Source organism: Leptospira soteropolitanensis (assembly GCF_026151655.1).
GTDB classification, from domain to species: domain Bacteria; phylum Spirochaetota; class Leptospiria; order Leptospirales; family Leptospiraceae; genus Leptospira_A; species Leptospira_A soteropolitanensis.
Map to the genome: position 1 here is coordinate 115,457 of NZ_JAMQPN010000005.1, position 23,620 is coordinate 139,076.

The following is a 23,620-nucleotide window of genomic DNA, read 5'->3' on the forward strand; positions in this document are numbered from 1 at the left end:
GAAACCCTGAATTCAATATCTCATTCAAAGCACTTCTCTTCCATCCCATGTTAAGATTTTACTATTGCAAGCGTTTAACGATAAAATAACGAAACCAATAAAACTTGCGACAAGTACGGAACCAAAAATAGGTTTAATCCTTTTTTTTACTACGTTCGAGTACTAAACTGTATAATACTTATTCAAAAAGTTTAATCTTCGGTAATCCTAAATTATAACGAACTGCGACAACACGAATTGCGACCACAACACTTGCGGAAATGACTAAATTCCAATTAGAATCTATGTTCCCAATATTTAGGATAATGTATAAAACCGATCCCGCCAAACAAGCAGTAGCATAAATCTCCTTTCTAAAAATAAAAGGGACTTCATTCATAAGTGTGTCTCGAATGACACCACCAAATATAGCAGAGATCATTCCAAGAAGTGCGGAGGCAAAAAAATTGACTCCATGATCCAAAGCTATCCTTGTTCCAAGGACTGTATAAATTCCAATGCCTAAAGTATCAAAAAGGAATAACTCATCCCTTAGTTTAGTCAGTATCCTTGGCAAAAGAATTACGAGTAAAAATCCGACAAATATCGCCCAAAGAATATTTTCGTCTCTTACCCAAGATACGGGATAATTTCCGAGTGTGATGTCTCTTAAGGTCCCTCCACCAATGGCAGTAATGAATCCAGTAAAAAATACACTGAATAGGTCATGGTGGTGGTCCTTATGTTCCAATGCAGAAAGTGCACCTGATATCGCAAAAACCATGATCCCGGCAAGACCGATGTAATAAGAAAAACTAAAATCCACGGATTCTCCCTAACTTTTCTTTTTTTAGACGTAAATAAAATGACAATGTTTGGGTGTCTCAATTGTTGTATAGAATAGAGAGCTGACTATGTGTTTAAAATTTTTTAGGAATGCAATTCTAATCCCCACTTTTTTATTTCATGCTTGTATTCCCAGTCTTTCTAAAGGTTTTTTACAATCCATCACTGACTTTTTACAATTCAGAAGTTTAACAAGCTCCGGTCCATCAGGGCCGTTTAAAATTTCTTTTACTGTCTCAGGTCTTCTTGGTTCAGGCCTTGTGGTAAACCTAAATTCCGGTTCAGAAATTCTTACTGTAAATGCAGATGGAAAATATGATTTTTCTACGGTTCTTAATTCTGGAAATAATTTTAATGTCTCCATCCAAACACAACCTACACTTCCCACACAAACCTGTTCTGTCAGCGGTGGTTCAGGTGTTGTTGGACGAGGCAATATCGATTCCATTATAATCAATTGTGATCCATTGCGTTATGCACTTTCTGGAACCATTACTGGACTGGATGGAATCACAGGCCTTGTTCTCACAAACTCGTTCGATGGAGCCACACTGAATGTTGCGGTTGCCTCAGGTACTTTTGCATTTACCCAAACTTACTTAGATGGAACATCCTATAATGTTTCTGTTACAACCCAACCCAACCATCCAGTACAAAACTGTGTGACTACCAATGGTGTTGGAGTCATCGCCGGAGCAGATATAACTAACATTAACATTGTATGTACTTCGACAGCATTTCCAATTGAAGTGAATGTAGTGGGTTTATCCTCAGGGACCTTAACGATTCGAAATAATAATTCCGAACTCCTAACAGTAACAACAAATGGAACTCACATGTTTCCAACGGATGTGGTAATCAATAATGCTTACAATTTACAAGTGGCATCCCAACCGGCAAACCATCAATGTGTTATCTCTGCCCCGACTGGAGTTGTTACAGTAGCGACCATCACAGTCACTGCCAATTGTTTTAGTATGTTAAGTGTAACTCCTTCCAATGGCGGGATTTTGCAATCTACGGAAAGCATTCGTTTAAAATTTTCAGCTGCAGTTAATGTGGGAAGCTGTACCGGGTCCAGCGGTTTAAATACCAACTTAGGATTGCCAGCACAGTTTTCGGTTATTACTACTTCTATCACAGACGACACACTTATAGTTTCTCCAGCACCTACAGATTCCTGGGTGAATGGAAATAGTACTCTGACACTAAACTGTATCAGCAATAGTGGATACCCGCTGTCAACCACTGTAAATATTCTTTATTTAGTGCCTTCATTTATTCGATACGTTTCTCAAGTTAATGGAGATGATACTTTAATGGATGGTCTTACTCCATTGACTCCCAAAAGGAACATCCAAGCTGCTATCAACGATTTCGGTGGTTGTCCTACCTTTGATTGTGCAGTCCTAGTAGAGGGAGGCTGGTATTATTCTGCGGCTGTTGGAGATAAAATCCAACTTGTAGACGGTATATCACTTTATGGCGGTTATGTTGCCGGCACTAACTTCGGCACATGGGACCCAGACTCACATAGCTCTCAGATTTTAATGATCACAACCCCAGCAAGTTGTGGTGGATCCACACAGGCGGCGCCATGTGCTTCTGTTGCTGGTGATGCTTCCGTTGTCAATGACACGACTATTTCTGGTTTTTTTATCAAATCGGGGCCAGATACAGCACCTTATATGACAGGAGTATCTTTAAATTCAACTTCGAAAGTGAGACTGATAAATAATGCCATTGATGGCGGCACAGGAATCTCCGGATCGAGTGGGGTTCATGCAATTGATAGTAATCCATTTTTGGTTAAGAATTTAATCAATGGTGGTGATTGTACTTCTGATAGTTGTGGAGCTTTAGGGTTATATATCTCTTCGGCCTTTCCAATTTCTCCCATCCTACTGATCAATACAATATCAGGTGGAACATCAGCATACAATATAACAAAATCAAAGGGAATCCAGTTTGTAGGACCTTCTACTATTACAGTTTCCAATATTATCGGGAATGTTTTTTTCAGTAAGAATTTAAACCTAACCTCCTCCACGGAAAGTATTGCATTTGAGGTAACTTCATCGGCTAGCGCTGGTTCAAATGGAACTTTATCAGGAAATATCTTTATGGCAGGTCAAGGATACATTTCCATTGGGATTCGTATCCAAGTAGCTTCTTCGATTGAAATTGGTTCTCCTACTCAAGGTAATTCAATCGTTTCAAACGATGGAGTCTTTACGTCTTACGGTATAAATCTTTTAGGTGGACATGTGGTTCGTAGAAATGCAATTAATGTAGGAAATACAACTAGTACAGGACCAACAACTATAGCTGGGATTTATATCACCGGCGGGGGGACACCCATTTTAGAAAATAATGCAATAGAAGTAGGAAAAGCAAACTCTACAGTCAGCACATCAACATATGGCATCTATACTTCCAATTCAGCTGCCGCAGCACGCATAGTAGGAAACTACATCCGTACTGGACAATCTAATGGAACAGGGACTGCCACAACGGCTGCAGGAATCAGTATCAGCTCTCCCTCCAATTTCCTTGTTGCTAATAATTGGATTCAGAATGGAACAAGTAATTATAATGCCTTTGGAATTGAATTAAAAGGAATGTTTTCGGGGATTAGAATTTACCATAACACAGTGAGTAGCGGATCCTCTACTGTAGCGGGAAGGGAAACACCAATATTCATTACAACCCCTTCCAGTGGAGCGGATATTCAAAATAATGTTTTATTGTTAGTCGATAATTCGGCAGGGAATGCCTGTATTATTAATTCTGGGTCTGGGATGCAAAGTGCGATCAAATACAATGTATTTCACAACTGTACATCTTTAGTTTATCATAATAGCATAAACTATACAGACCTGTGCGGAGGAGGAATTCCTACCACAGCCGGATGTGCTACCCCCCTTGGTGTTGTGGGAAATTTTGGTAACAATCTAAACTTAAATCCCAATTTTGTTTTGAATTTTGGAACGGTGGCAAATTATACACCAACCACTGCCACTTCTTGTTCGATCACAAAATCCACAAACAATATTCTAACAGATAGTTTTAATGGAAATGGGACAAGGCCCGGTGGCGATGGAGCCGTGAGCCTTGGTGCCATTGAATACGAATACGGTTGCACACCTTAATTTAAAGTACATAAAGTTAAGGGATTAGTTTCCCTTTTCTTTACCGTGTATGATTTTATAAAAACTATTAAGGCAAAACGTAAATCCCTACACGATCATTGTATAGACTGCCTATGTACAATTGTCTTTTCTTTTCTAATACACTAGTCACTTCTTTAAGATGTTCTCCGCTTGGATCTTGTAAGGTCATAAGCACTTTTCCATTCCCATCCATTTTGAGTGCATACCCATATGGTTCAGCTTTGGGCCATAGGAATTTGGGAAGAAAGGAAATCATCTTTTTCACAACAGGAGAAGGATGCATATGATCCATCCTATCGTTTCTGACTGTAAAAAGTGCCACCCAAAATTCTCCATTTTCATTTCTAGTGATATTATCAGGAAAACCTGGTAGATTTTCGATTATAGTTTCTTTCGTTCCTTTTTTAGGGCCCTTTAACCAAAGTTTAGTGATCCTATATCGATATGTTTCATTTACTAGAAGGTAATCTTCGCTCTTAGACAAAGCAATTCCATTTGCAAAATATAGTCCATCGGCAAGAAGTTCAGTTTCCTTAGTTTTTGGATCATAAACAAAAACACGCCCATACGGTTTTGCTTCTAAAAGGTCATATAAATATTCCTTTTGTTCATAAATGGATGCATCAGAAAAATAAATTTTTCCGTCCTTTGCGATATCCAAATCATCAGTAAATTGAAAAGGTTTTCCCTTGTATTCAGAAACAAGGACGGTTAGTTTTCCAGCTTTATCTAAAGAAAGTAAACCTCGGTATGCATCTGCAATGATAAGGTTTCCTGATTGATCGAACTGGATCCCTAATGGCCGGCCACCTGTTTTAGCGATGGCTTTGATTTCCCCTTTTAGGGTGATGCGTATGATACGACCTTCTTTATCTCCGCCATAAATATTTCCATCAGCATCTACATCTAAGGATTCCAATCCTTTTACTTTACCAATTGCAAGTAATATTGATTTTTGTAACTCAGTGTTAGGTGCATATATGCCGACTGACTCAGGTTTGATCGGTGGCTCGTATGCTACAGGTTCAAATGTTCTACAAGAAAAAAATACGATACCCAGCAATAAATTGAATCCTAAATATCTCATTTTATTTGTTTCTCCTTTTCGATCAAACTATCTTTCAAAGCCCAGCGTTCATCCACCCATCGTTTCATTTTTTTGGACATAGGTGCAAATTGTTCGTTTTCTTCAATTGGAACTTGAGAAACAGAAATTACTTCTACAAACACCTTTAACTTTCTAATTTTTCCACGCATTAAATCCAAAAAACTTGGGTTTTCAGTAGGATATACAATCGTCAAATCGATAAATGCATCAATCGAATTTTTGAGTGCTGTAGACACAACAGAGATCCCACCGCTATGAGGACGAAGTAAGTGTTGGTAAGGATTCTTCTTTAGTAACTTTTGTACTCTTTCTGGTGTTCTTCTATGCCCTTCAAGAAAGTTCAAAATGGAGAAAGGCATCCCGGCAAATTTTTCACAAACTCTTTTGACATTTTCTAAATCTTGAGTGGCAAGTTCTGGATTTTTTTTCAGTTGTTCCCTACTACTTCTTTTTACAAAAGGAAAGTCCAAAGCAAGCCAAGCATGGCCTAAAATAGGCACATACTTCAATGAGTCTTTGATAAAAAAACGAATGAGTGGAATTTTTCGATTTAGAACTGATTGGATGATATAAATATCAGACCAAGATTGGTGGTTACAAATAATCATGTAATGACCATCTGCTTTCAAATCTTTATACGAGTCCCCAATCACCTCAAATTGGACACCATATAACATCCGCGAAATGCGGTAATTATTTTCAATCCAAAATTCTCCTACCCTCAAAAGAAGCCTATCACCTAGTCTCCGTGCAGATCCGGTAGTTACCAATTTCCATATGTATAGCGGATACATTGTTGGAATGATTGATATTAAATTTAAAAGAAAGAAAAAATAAGCGATAATTAATCCCAAGTGAAACTCCTAATTACTACGTTGTTCCGATTGCAAGAATCGTCACATCATCCATCATAGAGGCATCTCCCCTAAACGAATGAAAATCATCCATTAACAAATTAATTGTATCTGTTAGATTTAAATCCAAACTCTTAGCGGATTCAAAACTGGAAAGCAATTTGGTTTCTCCGAGGAGATTTCCTTCTTTGTTTTCTTGCTCCAAATATCCATCTGAAATCATAAACAAACGATCACCCAACCCAAAAGGCATAGAATGATTTGAATATTCTACATCTTTCTCCAAACCAAGCATAACTCCCGACTCAACCAGCGGTATGACATTCTCTCTTGTAACTACATAAGGTTCATTATGACCTGCGGAAGAATATGTTAATCTATTTTCTTCTAAATTCAGATCTACAACAACTGCGGTAAATTGATTCGATTTTTTCCCATAACGATCACTGAAAACTTGATTGAGAACATACAAAACATCGGCTGGATTTGGTGCGGAATGTTTGATATGATCGTACTCCGCTTTAATGGCCATTGTGATTAAGGCAGCTTGCACACCGTGTCCGATCGCATCGGCTAAAAATAACCGTATTTTTGATTTTTCTAAACGAATGACATCAAAGATATCACCACCTACTTCTGCCATAGGTTCAAATCGTGATCCAAAATCTAAGTGCGCTATATATTTTAAACCGAGTGGTAATATATTTCTTTGAATGGTTTTTGCGGTTTCTAAATCTTCTTGGATGATTTTTAAAGATTGGGTTAACTTTGCCGTTCTTTCTTTTACCATTTCTTCTAAGGTTTCATTTTGAAGACGAAGTTCCCTATTCTTTTCAATCAATACTTGGTTTTCTCTTTGTTCCGCATTACGAATTCTTGCAGTTAACAATTTTAAAAGTGTCAAAGTCAGATCTGGACTTGTTTGCAACAATCGATGAAAATCTTCCCGAGTTAATATAAAGAGTGTAGAATCTTCCTTAGCAGATATATTCACTGTTCTCGGCGCTGAATCGATCAATGCAATTTCACCGAAATAATCCCCAGATACAAGATCACCAATAATTAATATTTCTTCTTTACTCTCATCTAAATACTTCCAAACTTCAACGGTTCCCGATTCAATGTAGTAGAAAGAATCGCCTAACGAAAACTGTTCGATGACAAGAGATCCCTTTGGAAAAAAAGCCGATTTCATTTCTTTCTTCAAAAAACTTAGATCTGCTGTTGGTTTCTCCTCGGCACCCATTCCGTGTAACCTAAACTTAGACTTCCGATTCCCGGTTGACTGAATCCAACGAAAAGGCAGGTTTACAAACAGACCAGTATTCTGCATCTTCCGAAAACGGATTAGAGTATCTGACTTTTGTCCCTTTTTCCACGAGAAGAGATTCTCCGGCAGAAAGAATGATAACCTCCCCATCTACTTCAATTTGTTTTTTACCCCGAATCATCAGTGTCCACTCATCGAAGTTAGGTGACTGAAAAGGTTCTCCCCAACCAGGAGGTGCTATCATATGAGCTAAGGAAAGGTCAGAGCTGCCGGTAGAGGGAATTCCAAAGTGTTCCGATATCGTTTTTCCACCAGGTACCGGAATTTGAATCGGGTCTTTTTGATGTTTAAAACCCATAAATTAAAAACCAGGGAATTTGAAATTAAATTTACTTTTAAGAAGTTCTTCCGTGTAAGACCAAAGTTTTCTTCTGGCAGTTACATCATATGAAGGTTCCGAACTCTTTTGAATTTCCTTTTTTACAAAATATTTTCCAGAAATGGAACTAATAGTAGGATCATTAACAAGGAATATAGAGGTCTCAGCACCTTTTTCCTCAGAGATCGCAAAGATATTCTGTGCAAACGTCAAAATAATTTTTGCCAAACCATCATTATTTTGACCAAACTTTGTTTTTACAAATCCCGGATGTAGGCAGTTGACAGTTATCTTAGTTTGACTTAATCGTTCTGCGAGTTCATAGGTAAAATAAATATTCATCAGTTTTGATCTTTGATACTGTTTCCAGCCGGAATATTCTTTTTCACCTAACAGATTATCGAAATCTAATGATACACCCATATGCGCTCGAGAAGCTACATTGACAATCCTTGATTCACCAGCTTTTTTTAATGAAGGAAGCAATCCAAGCGTCAGAATAAAATAATTTAAATGGTTTAAAGCAAATGTAGATTCAAGACCTTCCTTGGTTATTGAATATTGATCAAAATAAGCCCCTGCATTATTGAGTAATACATCGATTTTTGGATGGTCCTTTCGAATGGTCTCTGTTAATGAGAAAGTTTCTTTAGCAGAAGACAAGTCAGCCACATAAGAATGAACCGTTGCACCTGTTACCTGTAAAGAGTATACCAGTGCCGCAAGTTTATCTGGGTTTCGTCCAATTAAAATTAATTCATCTTGGTTTTTAGCAAAAGAATGAGCACAGACTCTACCAATCCCGTCTGTTGCACCTGTTATGACAATTGTCTTTTTCATGAAATGATCTCCTCTTTCATCTTTTTGGGAATGGTAAAAACAAACTTGGAACCGGACACTCCATCGCTATCAGCAAACATAACTCCTCCATTTACGGAAACGAATTCGTGGCATAACAAAAGCCCAATTCCATTTCCGGTTTCCCCTCCTGTTCCAGTAGATTTAATTACTTCTCCAACTTTGAATAGTTTGTTTAAAATTGACTTGGACATACCAACACCTGAATCAATAACGGAGACCTGCCAGTCTTTTCCTGTATCAACCGCATCAATTTGAATCTTACTATTACTATGGCTAAACTTTAAAGCATTAGAAACCAAATTTCGAATGACGGTAATAATCATTCTATCATCACAAAAAACCATAGCATGTGATGGAATTGCTACTTCAAATGTAATCCCTTTGTTAGAAGCACTTAGAACAAATAACTCTAAACATTCTCTAACAATATTATCCAACCTGTAATAGTGAGGGCGGTATTCTTCTTGTCCTCGTTGCAACTTAGACCATTCCAAAAGATTTTCCAATAACGAAAAAACTGATTCTGTTGCATCTACTAAGGATTGTGTCATTCCAGAAAGAGCGTCTTCTTTCTTCTTCATGTCCTCATTTAAGACTTTGAGTAACATTTTAATACCAGCAAGTGGCCCTCTTAGATCGTGTGAAATGATAGATAAAAAACGGTCCTTTGTTCCGTTAGCGACCAGAAGCTCTCGATTGACATTGGCCATTTGTTTCTCTAAGTTTCTCTGTTCCGTGTTGTCTCGGAAAACGAGTACCATTCCAATTTTTTTACGATTGGCATCTCTGATTTGTTTTGCGGTCACTTCCCAATATTTATCATCTTTTTCCCAAATCCATTTTGTAAGTGTTCGTTTCTCTGACAAGTGATCCAACTTAGAAATAATACCTGGAGATGAAGCGAAAAAATATTTATAGGAAAGTAAACTAGCATTCTTCGATGCAGTACAAAATAAATGTTCTGCGGCAATGTTCCAATCCACAACCCGATTGTTGAAATCAAGAATCACGACCGCTTCATCTAACTCATCTACAATTTCACCCCGCACCAAGGGAACTAAATCGAACATGCGATAGTATCCGATGGCAAAGAAAATCAAAATTACCTGCATCGTGCTCATTACCGCGGTTAAATTAATACCCGGCAAAGGCCTAACACCTAACTTGTGCAAAATGGCTGTGATCCAAATAAATAAATAAGAAATTAAAATTAAAAGATATCGCCGTCTTTCTGTTGATTTTGAAATAAAAATTCCCTTAACTAACAGGTATGCTACAAATACGGACCAAAAGAAAGAAAGAAAATATGATACAAAAAAACCAGCCGTATTAGTTACTTGGATCCATTGAATGCGATCATTGATGCTAACTAAATATGTATCTAAAGTAAGTGTTTTAAAAATCGGATCAAGGACACAAACTATTAGAGTTAAAAAAGGTTGGATTGTGAGTAAAACCCAAAACCTCCTAGTTAACAAATGTTTGTTTTGTGTGAACTCTAGTGAAACCAGAACCATTCCCACATTGGCAATGGCTACCCCGATATACAATAACGCAACGAATGTCCTATGTAAACTAGGACTGATAAATGCAAAGTCGATTCCATAGAATCCGGTCCACATCATGGATCCGAAAACTAAAACTAACAAGTATTTTACAATGTCAAGGCGGAAGGATTTTAAAATGAATAGCCCCAATGCAAGATTGAAGCTAAAGGCTAAAAAGAGAAGTAAACTATAGGGATGGAATTGCCACAAACTAAGACTCTTCGCTGCTTAGCATTTCACAATTGCCGTCAAAAACAACTCCATCAGCAATCTGAAGTTTTGCGGTGCGAATGTTACCTTGTACTTTTCCAGTGGATAACATTTCTAATCTTTGGGTTGCCGTTACATTCCCAATGATAGTTCCACCAACAACAACAGTACCAGCTTTGATGTTTGCTTTTACTCGAGCCCCTTCACTGATTACTAAATAACCGTCAGAGATAATTTCGCCGGTAAAATCACCGGATATTTGTAAGGGTTTTTTAAAAGCTAAAGTTCCGCTAAATGCTGTTTCTTTTCCGAGAATAGTAGCGATAACTCCGTGTTCGGTGATGGTTGGTTGCATTTCTTTTTTAGACATAGTTCCTATTTTGTTTTCATATTATAAACCCCATCCCAATCTTCTGGTGGGGGATCAGCGATATAATCATCACATCTTTCAATGTATAACTTCGAAGGGCCATCTTCGGGAAGGATTGCTAATCCTTTTTTGAACTCTTCTTTCGCTTCCGCGAACTTTCGCGATTTGTATAACGAAAGTGCGTGGTTATAGTGAACCAATACTGCTTTCATTTTATCACTGGCGATCATAGGGGCTCCTTATAGAAAATGACAACGGCAGTTGCGTAATGGTCAGCATGGCTGATGGATACGGAACTCTTGGTAAATCCTTTCTCTCGGAAAAACTTCTCAGTTTTCCCGCGGATGACTAGCGTTTTTTTACCAAAATTTGTGCCTGCCAATTCAATCTCGCGCATATCAGCCACCTCCCCCGAATTTAGGTTTAAGGCCTTAATTACGGCTTCTTTACATGCAAATCGACCCGCAAGATATGGAACGGGATCCTTGTGTTTGTGGCAATATTCCACTTCCTCATCTGTAAAAACCCGCTTAAGGAAGCGATCCCCATGTTTTTCTAGGAGCTCACGAATTCGATGATTTTCTACAATGTCGTTCCCGACCGATAACATAAGATGATTTATTTTCGCCGAAGTTCCAAGAGTCGAGCAAATAAAATATTGTTCTCCTTATGGTAAGGGCGCCTGAGTTTCACTCTCTCAGAATAATCGAAAGCGGCCGAAAAATCTCCATTTTTATATAGTGCCTCCGCAATATAATAGAGAGTTAGGCTATCTGATGGATTTTTTTGAATGTAATTTACAGCAAATTCCAGAGGAAAAGCGGACATTCTATGTTCAGTGTATAAATAAATTTTCTGCACTGAAAGAGGCGCATCATGAATCGACTCAAAATGATTGGAAATCGCATGTTCTACTTCATTCCATTTTTTTTGTTTATATAACGTAAGTGCCCTGAGGTATACAAAATGTTTGGGATGATTGACAGAAACGTGGACAGGCGATCCCTCTCCCGTGTATTCGACTCGGATCAATGACAAATCATCAATCAATTCACCGTGACTTTTGATGGCATCGCGGATTAATTCTAAATCGCCATGTCCTTCTAATGTTGTTTTAAGGAATAATTCATCATCCTCATTGACTTCCATTTCGACTTCTGAACCAATCAAAATATCGTCTCGACCATCCGATCCAATTAATAATAGATCTCCTTTCTCTAATTGGAAGGTATTAATCTGAAGGGCTTTTTTTGAAGCTAAAAGCCCGAGCTTTGCACAAACATAGTTATGAGGCAAGAAAAAAGTTTTATGTTTTCGGTATATCACCGGACGTGGATGTTCTGCATTTAAAAAATAAAAGAATCCAGTTTCGTCATCAATTAAACATAGAAACATAGAGATGAGCATAGATCCATCAAACGTAACAAGAGTATTATGTAATTCCATATATGCATTGCTGACCCACTTTTCTGGAGTGATATCTCTTACATCTTCCGATTGACCGTTTCTTTTTATAATGGCCTCAAAAACAGAACCAATGACCAATGCTCCACTGGCACCCTGCATAGACTTACCCATTGCATCACCATTCAGAACTACGATATATTTTTTATTCTGTAGTAAAATAGAAGAAGACACACATAAGTCTCCACCGATTTCAGAGCTCCATTGTTTATAAGAAAACTTTTTCTTTTGTTCCGTAAGGAACTGGATTTTCATATTTGAGGAACTGGCAAGGTTTTGCGTCAAAGGTTCAATCAGCAATGAAGCTAAAAAATAATCCCCGTCCTGTTGTTCTTTTAATCCCTGCACTTCTGTTAGGGCAAAATTCAATTCTTTTGTTCTTTCATCTACTTTCTGTTCCAAGTTAGTATAAAGTAATGAATTTTCAATAGACACTGCAATTTGCGAAGATAATATTTTTAAGATTTCAACTCTGCCCGGAGTAAAAGCATCCGTTGTAAGATTATTTTCTAAATATACAATCCCTACCACAGTTCCATGACTTAGAATCGGATAACAAAGTAGAGATTTTGGCAGAGTTGATTTTACATACGGATCATTTTTAAAATCGCCTTCTCTGGCAGCATCTCCACAAATAACAACAAGACCTGTCCTTACCACATAACCAATAATTTGTGAAGGAATTTTATTTTGGTTCACATAAGCAATAGGTTCCAGAAAATCTATTGCGAACGGAGATTCGGAATATACGGAAACCGATTCCTTTTCCACTTCCGATTCCGCTAAAACTTGCCAACCAGACTCTGCTTTCAGTATAAAATAACCTCTTTCGGCCCCAGCATTTTCTACCAGAATTTTCATCATCTTTTCCAAGAGCCGATTGAGTTGAATCTCTCCCGAAATGGTTTGGGAGGCTTTAATGACTGTGTTAATGTCTAAGCTAGAACCAACATCACCGAAAATATCTTTCGTAGTACTAAATAAAGAGAGACTATCAGTCGAATCTGTTCTAAAATTTCTTCCAATATATTTTTTTAAAGAGATGTGGTTCGCTTCTAATTGTTTAACCTTGGAAAGAAACCCATACTTTCCATATCGATAATGAGCTTCCACCAAATGCAGATTACTATATTGTTCGAAACCTGTTTCTTTCCACATCCTCACCAAAAATTCGTTTGCAATAGCTTCTTCGAGAATATAACTAGATTCACGAGCCAAAGAGATCGCTGTCTTACAGGCAATCACTGCTTGCGTTTTTTGGTTGGCTAAATATAATAACAAGGCCGAAATAATATGGTGTTTATGTCCAAAGTTTTCTGGAGCACTTTTAGCCCATACCTTCATTCGTTTCTCAAATCTTTGTAACCTCTTCTTAAGAGCTGATTTTGAAGTGTTTTTTGGAATTTGATTATCTACAAGCAGAGCAAAAGAAACAAGAGCGCCAAGAAATACATGTTCAGGAACAAACATCATTCCAAACATAGCTCCCTCTAGTGCATCTAACTTTCTTGAATACTCATAGGCCTTTTCTTTATCACCAAGGAAATATTCAATTCGCAACTTACATAAATAGTAATCAAAAAGTGCATTTGCATTTCCAGAAGATAACCATTCCGAAACAGTCTCTGATTCGGAAAAGTATCGGCCTTCCAAATTCATTGGATCAAGCGACTCTCCCCTCATGTTTTCAACCAGTTGCAAGTTAAGACGATGAACCTGGTATGCATGGTTTTGACGAAGGCTTAATAATGAAGAATCATAACGAAGTTGGCTTTTGTATAGGTCTTCAAGATTTTCACGAAATAATAAACCCTGAAAATGAATATTATTTAATGAATAAGATGAATACTGCAAATCACCTGTCTCCATACCAGATAAGAAACTATCCCAAAATATAGAACGACTTTCCCTCGCTGGATTTTTCCAAGGTGAAATCATATTAGCAAACATAAATAATGTTCTACATCGAAAAGCTTTCGCATCCAAAGTATCCAGTAAACGAACACTTAACTGACCAAATTTCAAACCAACTTCATAATTACCTAAACCAGATCCTTGAATGACACCCATTGCACAAAATCCAAAGGCACTGATTTCACATAAACCGTATTTCAAGGTGTGATTTACTAACTTTAAGACAATCACTGGAAACAAATCTGATTCCGCTAAAAAAGAAGGAGCAGTACATGCATTAAGTAGGCGCATAATTGCTAGATATTTGGGATCATTCGAAACAGGTAAGTTTTCTAAACTTTCAATAGACCTATGTCCCAACTTAATTTTAAATTTAAGAATTTCACGAAGTGGAGACAAAGGCCCCGCTTTTTTGGGCAATCTGACCCCAACAAGTTTTAATGCTTGTTTAAGAGTAACCAATACTTCCTTCATCTTATTTTGCGTAACAAGCATGGAAGATTGTAATTCATAAACCAAAATTTTGTCTAAATCATTCTGTGCAAAACTAAGTATATAGTTAAAACTTTTCTCAGCAGCTTCAAAATTCTTTGAAAGATATGCGGACCTTGCATAAGCTAAATGAAGTCTTAATGTATTTTCGTAATCGCTGTTCCATTCTGCATCCCTCATCAATCCGACCATACGGTCAAAAAAGTTAAAGGCAGCTTCATATGCCGATGAGTTCAGTGCTTTGAAGCCTGCTTTTTCATTTAGAATTCTTAATTCAGAAAATTCTTCATCCGTTTTCATTTGGGAAGCACCCAAATTTAATTGGTTAACAATTGTAAATAGATGATCCTCAAGTTTATATTTATATAATATTGAAAGGTAGGTTTTACCAATCTTATAATGGAGTTTTGCTTTTTCTTCCGGAGAGATGATCTTATATATTGCCTCACGAATTTTATCATGAGTAAAATTGGCGTCCTCCATACCAAGAACCAAAAACTCTTCATTGGCCAAGGCAACTAAATCCATAGAGGCTTTATGGAATGGTCTTTCGGCAATGGTTGCATAAATATCATGCCGAAACCAATTCCCAATACAAGCAGTTAGTTTCAGAGCATCAATTAATTCAGCCGACTGAAGATTAATCTTATCAATAATCAAATCGATTACGTTATCAGAGATATTTACAGAATCAATTTTGTCTTTATCCCAAGACCAATGATCATCTTTAAAATAAATGTATGATCTTTCGTAAAGGTTTTTAAACATCTCATTTACATGGAATGGATTACCTTTCGTTTTTTTCCAAATTACTTCCGCTATGGGCCTAATTTCCGATTCGGGAACAACAAGAGTGTCAGATACAAGTGAGGCTACATCACGTTCCCTTAGTGGCTCCAAACGAATTTCAGTAATGGGTAATTGAATTTCTCTTAATTCATCTAAAAGTCTATAAAATGGGTCTGTAGGAAAAACTTCATTATCTCGATAAGATAAAATTACAAATAAATGGTTAATTTCAGGATCTGTTAAAACTTCCTTCAAAAGCAGAATACTGGAAGAATCTGCCCATTGCATATCGTCTAAAAACAAAACGACAGGATGATCTTTTGTACAAATACTTCTCAGAAACTTTCTAAACACTAAATGAAAACGGTTTTCCGTTTCAAAACTATCCAGTTCAGGAGGAGTCGGCTGTTCACCTAACAACTGAAAAAGTTCAGGTACCACATCAATAATTAGTTTTGCGTTTGAACCTAAAGCCTCAGATAAACTTTTTTTCCATTCTTTTACGGAAGATTCACTTTCAGACAACAATTGCCGTACAAGGCCTTGTAATGCTAAGTTGATAGCTCGATAAGGAATGGATTTTTTATATAAATCAAATTTACCTGAAGTAAAGTATGCCTTTTCTCTTGTAACAGGCTTTTGAATTTCATTGATGAGAGCTGACTTGCCAATCCCAGACCGACCAGAAATCAGAAAAATTTCGATTCGACCTTCTTTTGCATCTAGAAATTTTTCTTCGAATATTTTAAGTTGGTCCTCTCTTCCATATAATTTTTTGGGAATTTGGAACCTAGATGATTTATCATTTTTTGCTAGTTCCATTTGGAACAAATCTAATGAGTCACGTCCACTTTCTAAAAGGATAGATTGAATCGCGGAAAGATCAGAAAGCAAACCAGTCGCCGTTTGATAACGATCTTCGGGATTTTTTTCTAGAAGTTTCATGATCAGGTCAGATACAATTTTTGGCGCGCCACTTCTCTCCTTGGGAGATAAAGGAGTTTTGGCAAGGTGAGCATGAACCATTTCTAAACTATCGGTGTATAAAAATGGCAAATCCCCAGTGATTAACTGGTACAAGGTGACACCTAGCGAATAGAAATCAGTTCGATAATCAACCGTTCGATTCATCCTACCTGTTTGTTCAGGAGAAATGTGTGCAAGTGTTCCTGTAAGATTCTGGTTCATCGGAAGATAAAAACTGCGATGAGTGAGAAGAGTTGCCGAACCAAAGTCAATGATCTTAAGCGCACCGGTATCCGGATTATAAATTATATTCTGAGCTTTGATATCATTATGAACCACTTTTGCCTTATGAATGTCCGTAAGCGCCTTACAGACTTCAATAGCAATACTTAAAAAAGTGGCTATATTGCTATATTTTCCACTTAATTGCAGTTTGGCGAGATCGGTAAAACCAACATTTGGAAATACAATAGCAACTGTATTTTGATAAGATTCTAAATCTAAAGGTCTTAATGTGTATGGAGAATCGATAGAACGTAAAATTTCAAATTCGTTTTTAAATCGAGTGATCTCCTGGTTATCGGGATAATCACGATTGAGTAACTTGATTACGACAGGTTCCCCAGACGAAGATTCCCCAACGTATACAGAACTTCTTTTACCTAAATGAAGTTCTCTTAAAGCTGTATATTTACCAACAGTGAACACAAAAATTTCCTATTTTGCTGTTTTTCCACCATCAACAGGAATCACAGCTCCCGTGATAAATGAAGCTCCGTCGGAAGTAAGCCATAAACAAGTTTTAGCAACCTCTTCAGGTGTTGCCATTCTACCTAAAGCATACGATTTCATTCTCTCTTTTTTGACTTCTTCTGGATTAGGAACATTAGCATAAAACACATCATCCATTTCTGTTTGTATTCCACCAGGACACAAAGCCACAACCCGAATTCCCGAAGAACCATATTCTAAAGCCGCTGATTTTGTTAGCCCAATGATTCCGTGTTTTGTCATAGAATAAGGACCTGCTTTTTCTTTTCCTCTAAGTCCTAACGCAGAAGAAACATTGATAATGGCTCCACCCTTCCCTTGGCTCAAGAACTGTTTTAATTCAAACTGCATAGAAAGGAAGGTGCCTTTTAAATTTACATCCATCACAGAATCAAATATATCTAAAGGATAATCTGCAGTGGCCTTAAGAACTCCAGAAATTCCCGCATTGTTAACTGCAACATCAATAGAACCATATTTGGAAACAATTGATTCAATAAAATTACGAACTGCTTCCGATTGTGTGACATCACAGCGAACAAACATTCCGGTGCCACCTTCTTTTTCAAGAAGAGCTAAAGTTTCCTCTCCCTCCTGTTTACGTCTTCCGCAAAATCCAACCACATAACCAGCGTTCGCAAATTCTAATACGATAGATCTTCCAAGTCCAGAAGTTCCTCCGGTCACTATTGCTACTTTTTTTCCACTCATTGGATTTCCCTTTCTTCGATCAAACGTCCATAACGATTGATTGCTTCCTTTACATTTGCCCGGTCTAATTCTGAAATGATTTCGAAACGAAATCCAGCAAAAAAGGTGTCCTCATTATTATCGTCTTCTTTGATCCATAATAAAATACAAGTTCCATGAACAAAGCCGACAATATCAAAATGCATAAAAAATTCTAGTTGCCCGCTATCGGCTAATTCACCGGGATGAATCCCTGAGCAGCGCACCATAAACCCTGAACTTGAGATATTTTCAATGGTTGATACAATATTCCTTCCGTTTTCCCTGATCGAAATATTATTTTTGAACTGATCCAGCACTCTAAACCTTGGATCAATTTCATATACTTCTTCCTGTGTACTTTTTAAGCGCTTATAGACCTTTAAGGGCAAAATACTTGCAGCCATTTCTATTTTTGTAATTTCTTGGTTTTCCTGATAAGCCGTAATTTCTAGTTTTGAGTAATTCCAATATCCAGATTTACTAAACTTTGTTTCTTTTGCAATCGCCCTTAACTTGATAGGCATATTCATTTTTGCATACTGGAAAAATTCCGAGTTTAAATATAACAATAAAAAGGTGACACCTTCAAAAGGAACCTTTCCAAACATATGGTTACATGCAATTCCAAACTGCCTAGCAGCTTCAACAATTTGCATACCGGAAATATGTTTTAAATTTGGCGGAGAAAAAAACTTATGATTCGGTGGAACATAAAGGTTTGCAAAAAAAGTATCTTTTTTGGGGATCTCAGCGAATCTTTCAAAGATTGAGGATATCTTTGACTTTTCAACATTGCCGACATAATAGTCACGTCGTTTGACTATCTGTAAAATACGAATTTCATCAGCCTCTGTGACTTTATCTTTTAAAACGTATTGTTGTAATTCTGAATCAAACTGATAGAAGTTACTAATAAATTCTAATTGTGTTTCATCAATTGCCGCTTCTTTTACGATTCTTTCTGCAGAATCTTTGCGAATACGATAGGGAATTGTTTTAAGTTGGTAATAGTCTCCACTAATATCCTGCTTTTTTGCATAATACTGCAAGAGAAAGTCAATTTCCTCTTTAGAAAGGTTTGGAAAAACATGTTCTTCCATGACGACAGCTGTTATCATTCGAGGAAGTGCCCTTCGAATGTTGGAAACAAAACTATCGTCTTGGTAATATGTTCTAGTATATCGTTTGTCTAGAGGTAAAACTGCGGGAAGTTCATCTTTTTCAAAAACAATCATAAGTATCAACCGGGAATCTACATTGAGGATTAGTCCGTAGATTCCGACGAGATACAATTCCGCGCAACAAAATTAACAACGATTTGGCAAATTTATGTTAATATCACCTAACTACAGTTACAGAACAAGGTGCATAGTGTACGACTCGGTCTGAGACACTACCCATGATAAATCTTCCTAGAATTCCGTGACCTCTGCTTCCAATCACAATCAAATCAACTTTTTCTTTTTCCGCCAATTTGCATATTTCCTCAGCAGGATATCCTTCCAATACAACTCGCTCCCATTTCACGGAAGTTTCATCTAAGATTGGGTGTATTTTTTCAAAACGTTGCTCAGAGATCCACTTCACTCGATCCTTGCCCGCAGGAGCAGCATCATAGTATCCAGGTAGAGGACCGAAATCTTCAACCACTTCAACGACATAACATTTTGCATTACTTGCCTTTGCAATTGCCAGACCAAATTCCAATGCTTTTGCGGAACTGGGTGAACCATCAATAGGGATGATCAGCTTTTGAATCAATTTTTCCATTCCAAAAGTCTACCACCTTAATGGATTTGGGAAAGTGAAATTCCTTTGACAAATGTCAAAATTTTCAAATATAACAACGGGAACAAAAACCTAATATTAAAAGGAAAGGATGGAATTTGGTGGGTTTATTTTTTCCCACCTTCATCTTCCTTTGTTAAATAATACGCAACAAGGATCGGTATTGTTGTCACAAGAATGACAAAAACAGCAACCACATTAGTCACGGGTCTTTGTCTTGGACGTATAAACTCAGTTAACATCCAGATAGGAACAGTCGATTGTTGCCCTGCTGTAAATGTGGTTACTATCACTTCATCAAATGATAATGCAAAAGACAACATACCACCAGCTAACAATGCAGTAGCGATATTTGGTAAAATCACAAATCGAAATGTCTGCCAAGGATTAGCACCCAAATCCATTGAAGCCTCGACCATTGAATGAGAACTTCTTCGGAGTCTTGCGAGCACATTGTTATACACTGTCACAATACAAAAAGTAGCATGTGCTATCACAATGGTCCAAGTACTAAATGGAATTCCAAAAAGAGACATCGCAGATCTAAGTGATATACCAGTTACAATTCCAGGAAGAGCGATTGGCAAAATCACAAGAAAGGAAATCACTTCTTTTCCAAAAAACTTACTACGGTAAACAGCAAGACAAGCCAAAGTTCCCAGAATGATTGCTAAAATCGTAGAAATTGTTGCTACTTGAGAAGACAAAATGATGGCCTCCCAAATATCATTTCTATCCCAAGCCACTCCAAACCATTTGAGTGTGAAACCTGGTAATGGAAATTGGAATGTTTTCTCATCAGTAGAGAATGCATACATGATAATGATAAAAATGGGTATATGGATAAAAAGAAAACCGAGAGTGGTTGCCAGTTTTAATCCGATGGTTCCGAAATTCCATTTAGAGGGCATCGAAGGCTCCTAATCGTTTGGCAATCATGAGATATACCATCATAATAATGATCGGTATCATTGAAAATGCTGCCGCCAAAGGAATGTTACCTGCAGTTCCTTGGTGAGTGTAAACAGCCATTCCAATAAAGTAACTCGAATTCCCTATGATTGTGGGAATGATATAATCACCTAAGGTTAAAGAAAACGTAAAGATAGAGCCCGCGACCACCCCAGGAAAAGCTAGTGGTAATACCACTTTACGAAAAGTTTGAGCCGGCCCCCCTCCTAAATCAGAGGAAGCTTCGAGCAAAGATTTTGGAATTCTTTCCAAAGATGCTTGGATGGGAAGGATCATATAAGGAAGCCAAATATAAACAAAAACCAAAAACATCCCAATATAAGAAAACGATAATGAAGTTCCCCCAATCACTGGAATCGATAAAACCAAATCTAATACATGTAAGAGTCCAAGTTTTTCCAAAATCCAAGTAAGAATTCCCTCTTTTGCCATGATGAGTTTCCAGGAATAAACTTTTACAAGATAACTCGACCATAGAGGTAACATAACTCCCAAATACAATATTGGTTTTAATTTAGGACCTGCATACATCGCCATATAATAGGCAATCGGAAATGCAATGATTGCACTCACAATAGTGACCGTAAAAGCCATTGTTGTTGTACGAATGATGATATCCCAATTGGTACTTTGGCGAAATAAATCATAATATGATTCAAAAGTGAATTCTCGTTTGATCACTCCAGAAAAAGAATCAATAGAGAAAAAACTTTGAATGAGAAGTGTAAAGAGGGATCCCAAATACACAACCCCAAGCCAAACAAGGAGAGGTGTGAGTAATAATAATATCGCAAGGCCTTTTCGATAAAAAAGGAAGGTAAAGAACTTATCTAAAGTGTTTGTCATTTACGAATCCTTAAAGCAGATGCATGTCTGAATCTTTCCAACCCACAAGAACTTCCGAACCAACAGCAATATGTTCAGCAGAAATTTTTAAATTTTGAGTGGAAGCAATGATACGAGAACCATTGGGAGTTTCAAAATGCATTTTAGAAGTAGCACCTGAATACACTTGGCTTTTTAAAATCGCCTTAAAGGTTCTATAGCCAGTGGAATGATTGTTTTCCTGTGCGTTGGCAAAGATATGGACTCGTTCTGGGCGAATCATTCCTTTTCCGTTTTGACCTGTAAGCCGTTTAGTTTCTTCCAATGATAGGATATTAGAAGTTCCTACAAAATTTGCAACAAACTCAGTTTTAGGTCGATCGTACAATTCTTCTGGCGTAGCAATTTGCTCCACCTTACCTTTGTTAAAAACAGCAATTCGATCAGACATGGAAAGCGCTTCTTCTTGGTCGTGAGTGACAAAGATAAAGGTAATCCCCACCTCTTTTTGAATGGCTTTTAGCTCTAGTTGCATCTCTTCTCTTAACTTGAGGTCGAGAGCACCAAGAGGTTCATCTAGAAGTAAAACACCCGGACGATTGATAAGGGCTCTTGCTAGTGCGATCCTTTGTCTTTGCCCACCAGATAATTCCGAAGGTTTGCGATTTCCCACATCGGGCAGTCGAACCATAGAAAGCATCTCTGCCACTCTTTGGGTAATCTCTTTTGTGGGAGTGTTTTTGATTTTTAATCCATATCCCACATTTTCTGCAACAGTCATATGTGGGAATAAGGCATAATCTTGAAATACTGTATTCACATTTCTTTTGTAAGGTGGGATGCCTGTTACATCAACACCTTCCAAAAGAACCCTTCCAGAGGTTGTATCTTGAAAGCCTGCCACCATACGGAGACAGGTAGTTTTTCCCGACCCGGAAGGGCCTAACATCGAAAAGAATTCACCTTTTTTAATTCCAAAGGAGACATCATCCACAGCAATAAATTGATCGAATTTCCTTGTTACATTTTGAAATTCAACATCGAAAACTTGGCCCATTCTTTCTCCTTCAGAACTCATGTGATGTTAGGATTTATTTACTTCCAATGATAGAAATATAATCTTCAGCCCATTTTTTATATGGCACACATTTTCTGCCACCGGAACAATCTTCTTTTGGTGTTCTCCAGAAAGAGATTTTTTCAAAGTTATTGAATCCGTTTATGGCACAACCTGTATCACCGAGAAGTGCATTTCCTTTACAAGCAGAAGGAACGGAAGGTACTGATCCGAACCAAGAGGCAAGGTCACCCTGTACTTTTGGTGAAAGTGAATGTTCTAACCACTTATAAGCACAGTTTACGTGTTTAGAATCTTTATGAAGCATTGTACTGTCAGCCCAACCAGTGGCTCCTTCTTGTGGAACGACAGATGCAACAGGTTGTTTTTCGCTCACGAGGAGGTTTACTTGGAATGGCCATGTAGAAGAAGCAACAAGTCCTTCTTTTTTAAAATCATCTACTTGAACCATTGCATCATGCCAATACTTAGGAACTAATTGTCTTTGTTTTTTTAATAGTTCAATGACAGCATTGTATTGTTTTTCATCCAACTCATAAGGATCTTGAATTCCCAATTCTGGTTTAGATTGTTTTAAATACAACGCAGCATCGGCGATGTAAATTGGACCATCAAACGCTTGTACGCGGCCTTTGTTTGATTTTCCATCGGGAAGAACTTGTTCTTCAAAAACAATATTCCAACTTGTGGGAGCCTTTTTGAAAACTTTTGTATTGTACATAAGTACGTTTGGACCCCATTGATAAGGAACACCGTAATGTTTTCCTTCCACAGTATGCCAAGGAGCATTTTGCAAACGAGAATCGACATTTTTCCAACTAGGGATCAGGTCAGTGTTGATTTCCTGAACCTTTCCTCCCGCAACCAAACGAAGTGATGCATCACCGGAAGCAGTGACAAGATCAAATCCACCTTCGTTCATGAGAGCTACCATCTCATCGGATGTAGCAGCAGTTTTTACATTTACTTTACAGCCAGTATTTTTTTCAAATTCAGTGACCCAGTCATATCCTTTGTCTGTCTCACCACGTTCAATGTATCCCGGCCAAGCAACGATGGAAACTTCACCCTCGCCTTGTCCGATTTCGGAAACCTTAGTTTCTTTTTTGCCGCAGGCAACTGCAAATGCAATTGTAAGTACCGCAACAGAAAAAATCACTCGTTTGTATGAATCGAATTTCATAAACCTATGTGCTCCTGGTTTTACTTATGTCAGGGATTAGATACCAAAA

The 23,620-nt window shown here is 37.6% G+C and carries 19 protein-coding genes; 1 reads left to right on the forward strand and 18 read right to left on the reverse strand.

Going from position 1 to position 23,620, the window contains the following annotated elements; genetic code table 11:
• Positions 1-178 precede the first annotated feature (178 nt).
• Positions 179-805, reverse strand: a complete 627-nt coding sequence (locus ND811_RS12250; protein WP_265352345.1) for a trimeric intracellular cation channel family protein — start codon at positions 803-805, stop codon at positions 179-181.
• An 88-nt stretch (positions 806-893) separates the two neighbouring features.
• Here ND811_RS12250 and ND811_RS12255 point away from each other — a divergent pair, with 88 nt between their 5' ends.
• The gene (locus ND811_RS12255) at positions 894-3,977 is read left to right on the forward strand and encodes a hypothetical protein (RefSeq protein WP_265352344.1); all 3,084 of its coding nucleotides are present in this window, start codon (positions 894-896) and stop codon (positions 3,975-3,977) included.
• 67 nt (positions 3,978-4,044) lie between these two features.
• Here the strand turns inward: ND811_RS12255 and ND811_RS12260 are convergent, their stop codons facing one another.
• From ND811_RS12260 to ND811_RS12340, 17 genes are all read right to left on the reverse strand, one after another.
• Positions 4,045-5,085: an SMP-30/gluconolactonase/LRE family protein gene (locus ND811_RS12260; protein ID WP_265352343.1), complete on the reverse strand. Its 1,041-nt coding sequence runs from the start codon at positions 5,083-5,085 to the stop codon at positions 4,045-4,047.
• Positions 5,082-5,960: an acetyltransferase gene (locus ND811_RS12265; RefSeq protein WP_265352342.1), complete on the reverse strand. Its 879-nt coding sequence runs from the start codon at positions 5,958-5,960 to the stop codon at positions 5,082-5,084. Before ND811_RS12265 ends, ND811_RS12260 begins: the two co-directional genes overlap by 4 nt.
• 16 nt (positions 5,961-5,976) lie before the next feature.
• Positions 5,977-7,206 carry a PP2C family protein-serine/threonine phosphatase gene (locus tag ND811_RS12270; protein ID WP_265368938.1) on the reverse strand — a complete coding sequence of 410 codons (1,230 nt, stop codon included), beginning with the start codon at positions 7,204-7,206 and terminating at the stop codon, positions 5,977-5,979.
• Between the two features lie 16 nt (positions 7,207-7,222).
• Positions 7,223-7,588 (reverse strand): cupin domain-containing protein, encoded by a 366-nt coding sequence (locus tag ND811_RS12275; protein ID WP_265352340.1) that lies wholly within the window; start codon positions 7,586-7,588, stop codon positions 7,223-7,225.
• Between the two features lie 3 nt (positions 7,589-7,591).
• Positions 7,592-8,449 (reverse strand): SDR family oxidoreductase, encoded by an 858-nt coding sequence (locus ND811_RS12280; RefSeq protein WP_265352339.1) that lies wholly within the window; start codon positions 8,447-8,449, stop codon positions 7,592-7,594.
• On the reverse strand, positions 8,446-10,227 hold the full coding sequence (locus ND811_RS12285; RefSeq protein ID WP_265352338.1) for a sensor histidine kinase: 1,782 nt from the start codon (positions 10,225-10,227) through the stop codon (positions 8,446-8,448). The genes ND811_RS12280 and ND811_RS12285 overlap by 4 nt, the downstream gene beginning before the upstream one ends.
• A gap of 1 nt (position 10,228) precedes the next feature.
• A complete protein-coding gene (locus tag ND811_RS12290) occupies positions 10,229-10,597 on the reverse strand; it encodes a bactofilin family protein (RefSeq protein WP_265352337.1) in 369 nt (122 codons plus the stop codon).
• 5 nt (positions 10,598-10,602) lie between these two features.
• Positions 10,603-10,827, reverse strand: a complete 225-nt coding sequence (locus tag ND811_RS12295) for a hypothetical protein (RefSeq protein ID WP_407658900.1) — start codon at positions 10,825-10,827, stop codon at positions 10,603-10,605.
• Positions 10,824-11,207 (reverse strand): holo-ACP synthase, encoded by a 384-nt coding sequence (gene acpS / locus ND811_RS12300; RefSeq protein WP_265352336.1) that lies wholly within the window; start codon positions 11,205-11,207, stop codon positions 10,824-10,826. Before acpS ends, ND811_RS12295 begins: the two co-directional genes overlap by 4 nt.
• Before the next feature lie 8 nt (positions 11,208-11,215).
• Positions 11,216-16,930 (reverse strand): AAA family ATPase, encoded by a 5,715-nt coding sequence (locus ND811_RS12305; protein WP_265352335.1) that lies wholly within the window; start codon positions 16,928-16,930, stop codon positions 11,216-11,218.
• 9 nt (positions 16,931-16,939) lie between these two features.
• Entirely contained in the window at positions 16,940-17,704 is a 765-nt protein-coding gene (locus tag ND811_RS12310) for an SDR family NAD(P)-dependent oxidoreductase (RefSeq protein WP_265352334.1), read from the reverse strand.
• Positions 17,701-18,960 carry an AfsA-related hotdog domain-containing protein gene (locus ND811_RS12315; protein ID WP_265352333.1) on the reverse strand — a complete coding sequence of 420 codons (1,260 nt, stop codon included), beginning with the start codon at positions 18,958-18,960 and terminating at the stop codon, positions 17,701-17,703. The genes ND811_RS12310 and ND811_RS12315 overlap by 4 nt, the downstream gene beginning before the upstream one ends.
• 103 nt (positions 18,961-19,063) lie before the next feature.
• Positions 19,064-19,495, reverse strand: a complete 432-nt coding sequence (locus ND811_RS12320; RefSeq protein WP_265352332.1) for a universal stress protein — start codon at positions 19,493-19,495, stop codon at positions 19,064-19,066.
• Between the two features lie 125 nt (positions 19,496-19,620).
• Complete coding sequence (locus ND811_RS12325; RefSeq protein ID WP_265352331.1) at positions 19,621-20,424, reverse strand: ABC transporter permease; 804 nt, start codon at positions 20,422-20,424, stop codon at positions 19,621-19,623.
• Positions 20,414-21,331: an ABC transporter permease gene (locus ND811_RS12330; RefSeq protein ID WP_265352330.1), complete on the reverse strand. Its 918-nt coding sequence runs from the start codon at positions 21,329-21,331 to the stop codon at positions 20,414-20,416. The genes ND811_RS12325 and ND811_RS12330 overlap by 11 nt, the downstream gene beginning before the upstream one ends.
• 10 nt (positions 21,332-21,341) lie before the next feature.
• Positions 21,342-22,367 carry an ABC transporter ATP-binding protein gene (locus ND811_RS12335; RefSeq protein ID WP_265352329.1) on the reverse strand — a complete coding sequence of 342 codons (1,026 nt, stop codon included), beginning with the start codon at positions 22,365-22,367 and terminating at the stop codon, positions 21,342-21,344.
• A gap of 34 nt (positions 22,368-22,401) precedes the next feature.
• A complete protein-coding gene (locus tag ND811_RS12340) occupies positions 22,402-23,571 on the reverse strand; it encodes an ABC transporter substrate-binding protein (RefSeq protein ID WP_265352328.1) in 1,170 nt (389 codons plus the stop codon).
• Positions 23,572-23,620 lie beyond the last annotated feature (49 nt).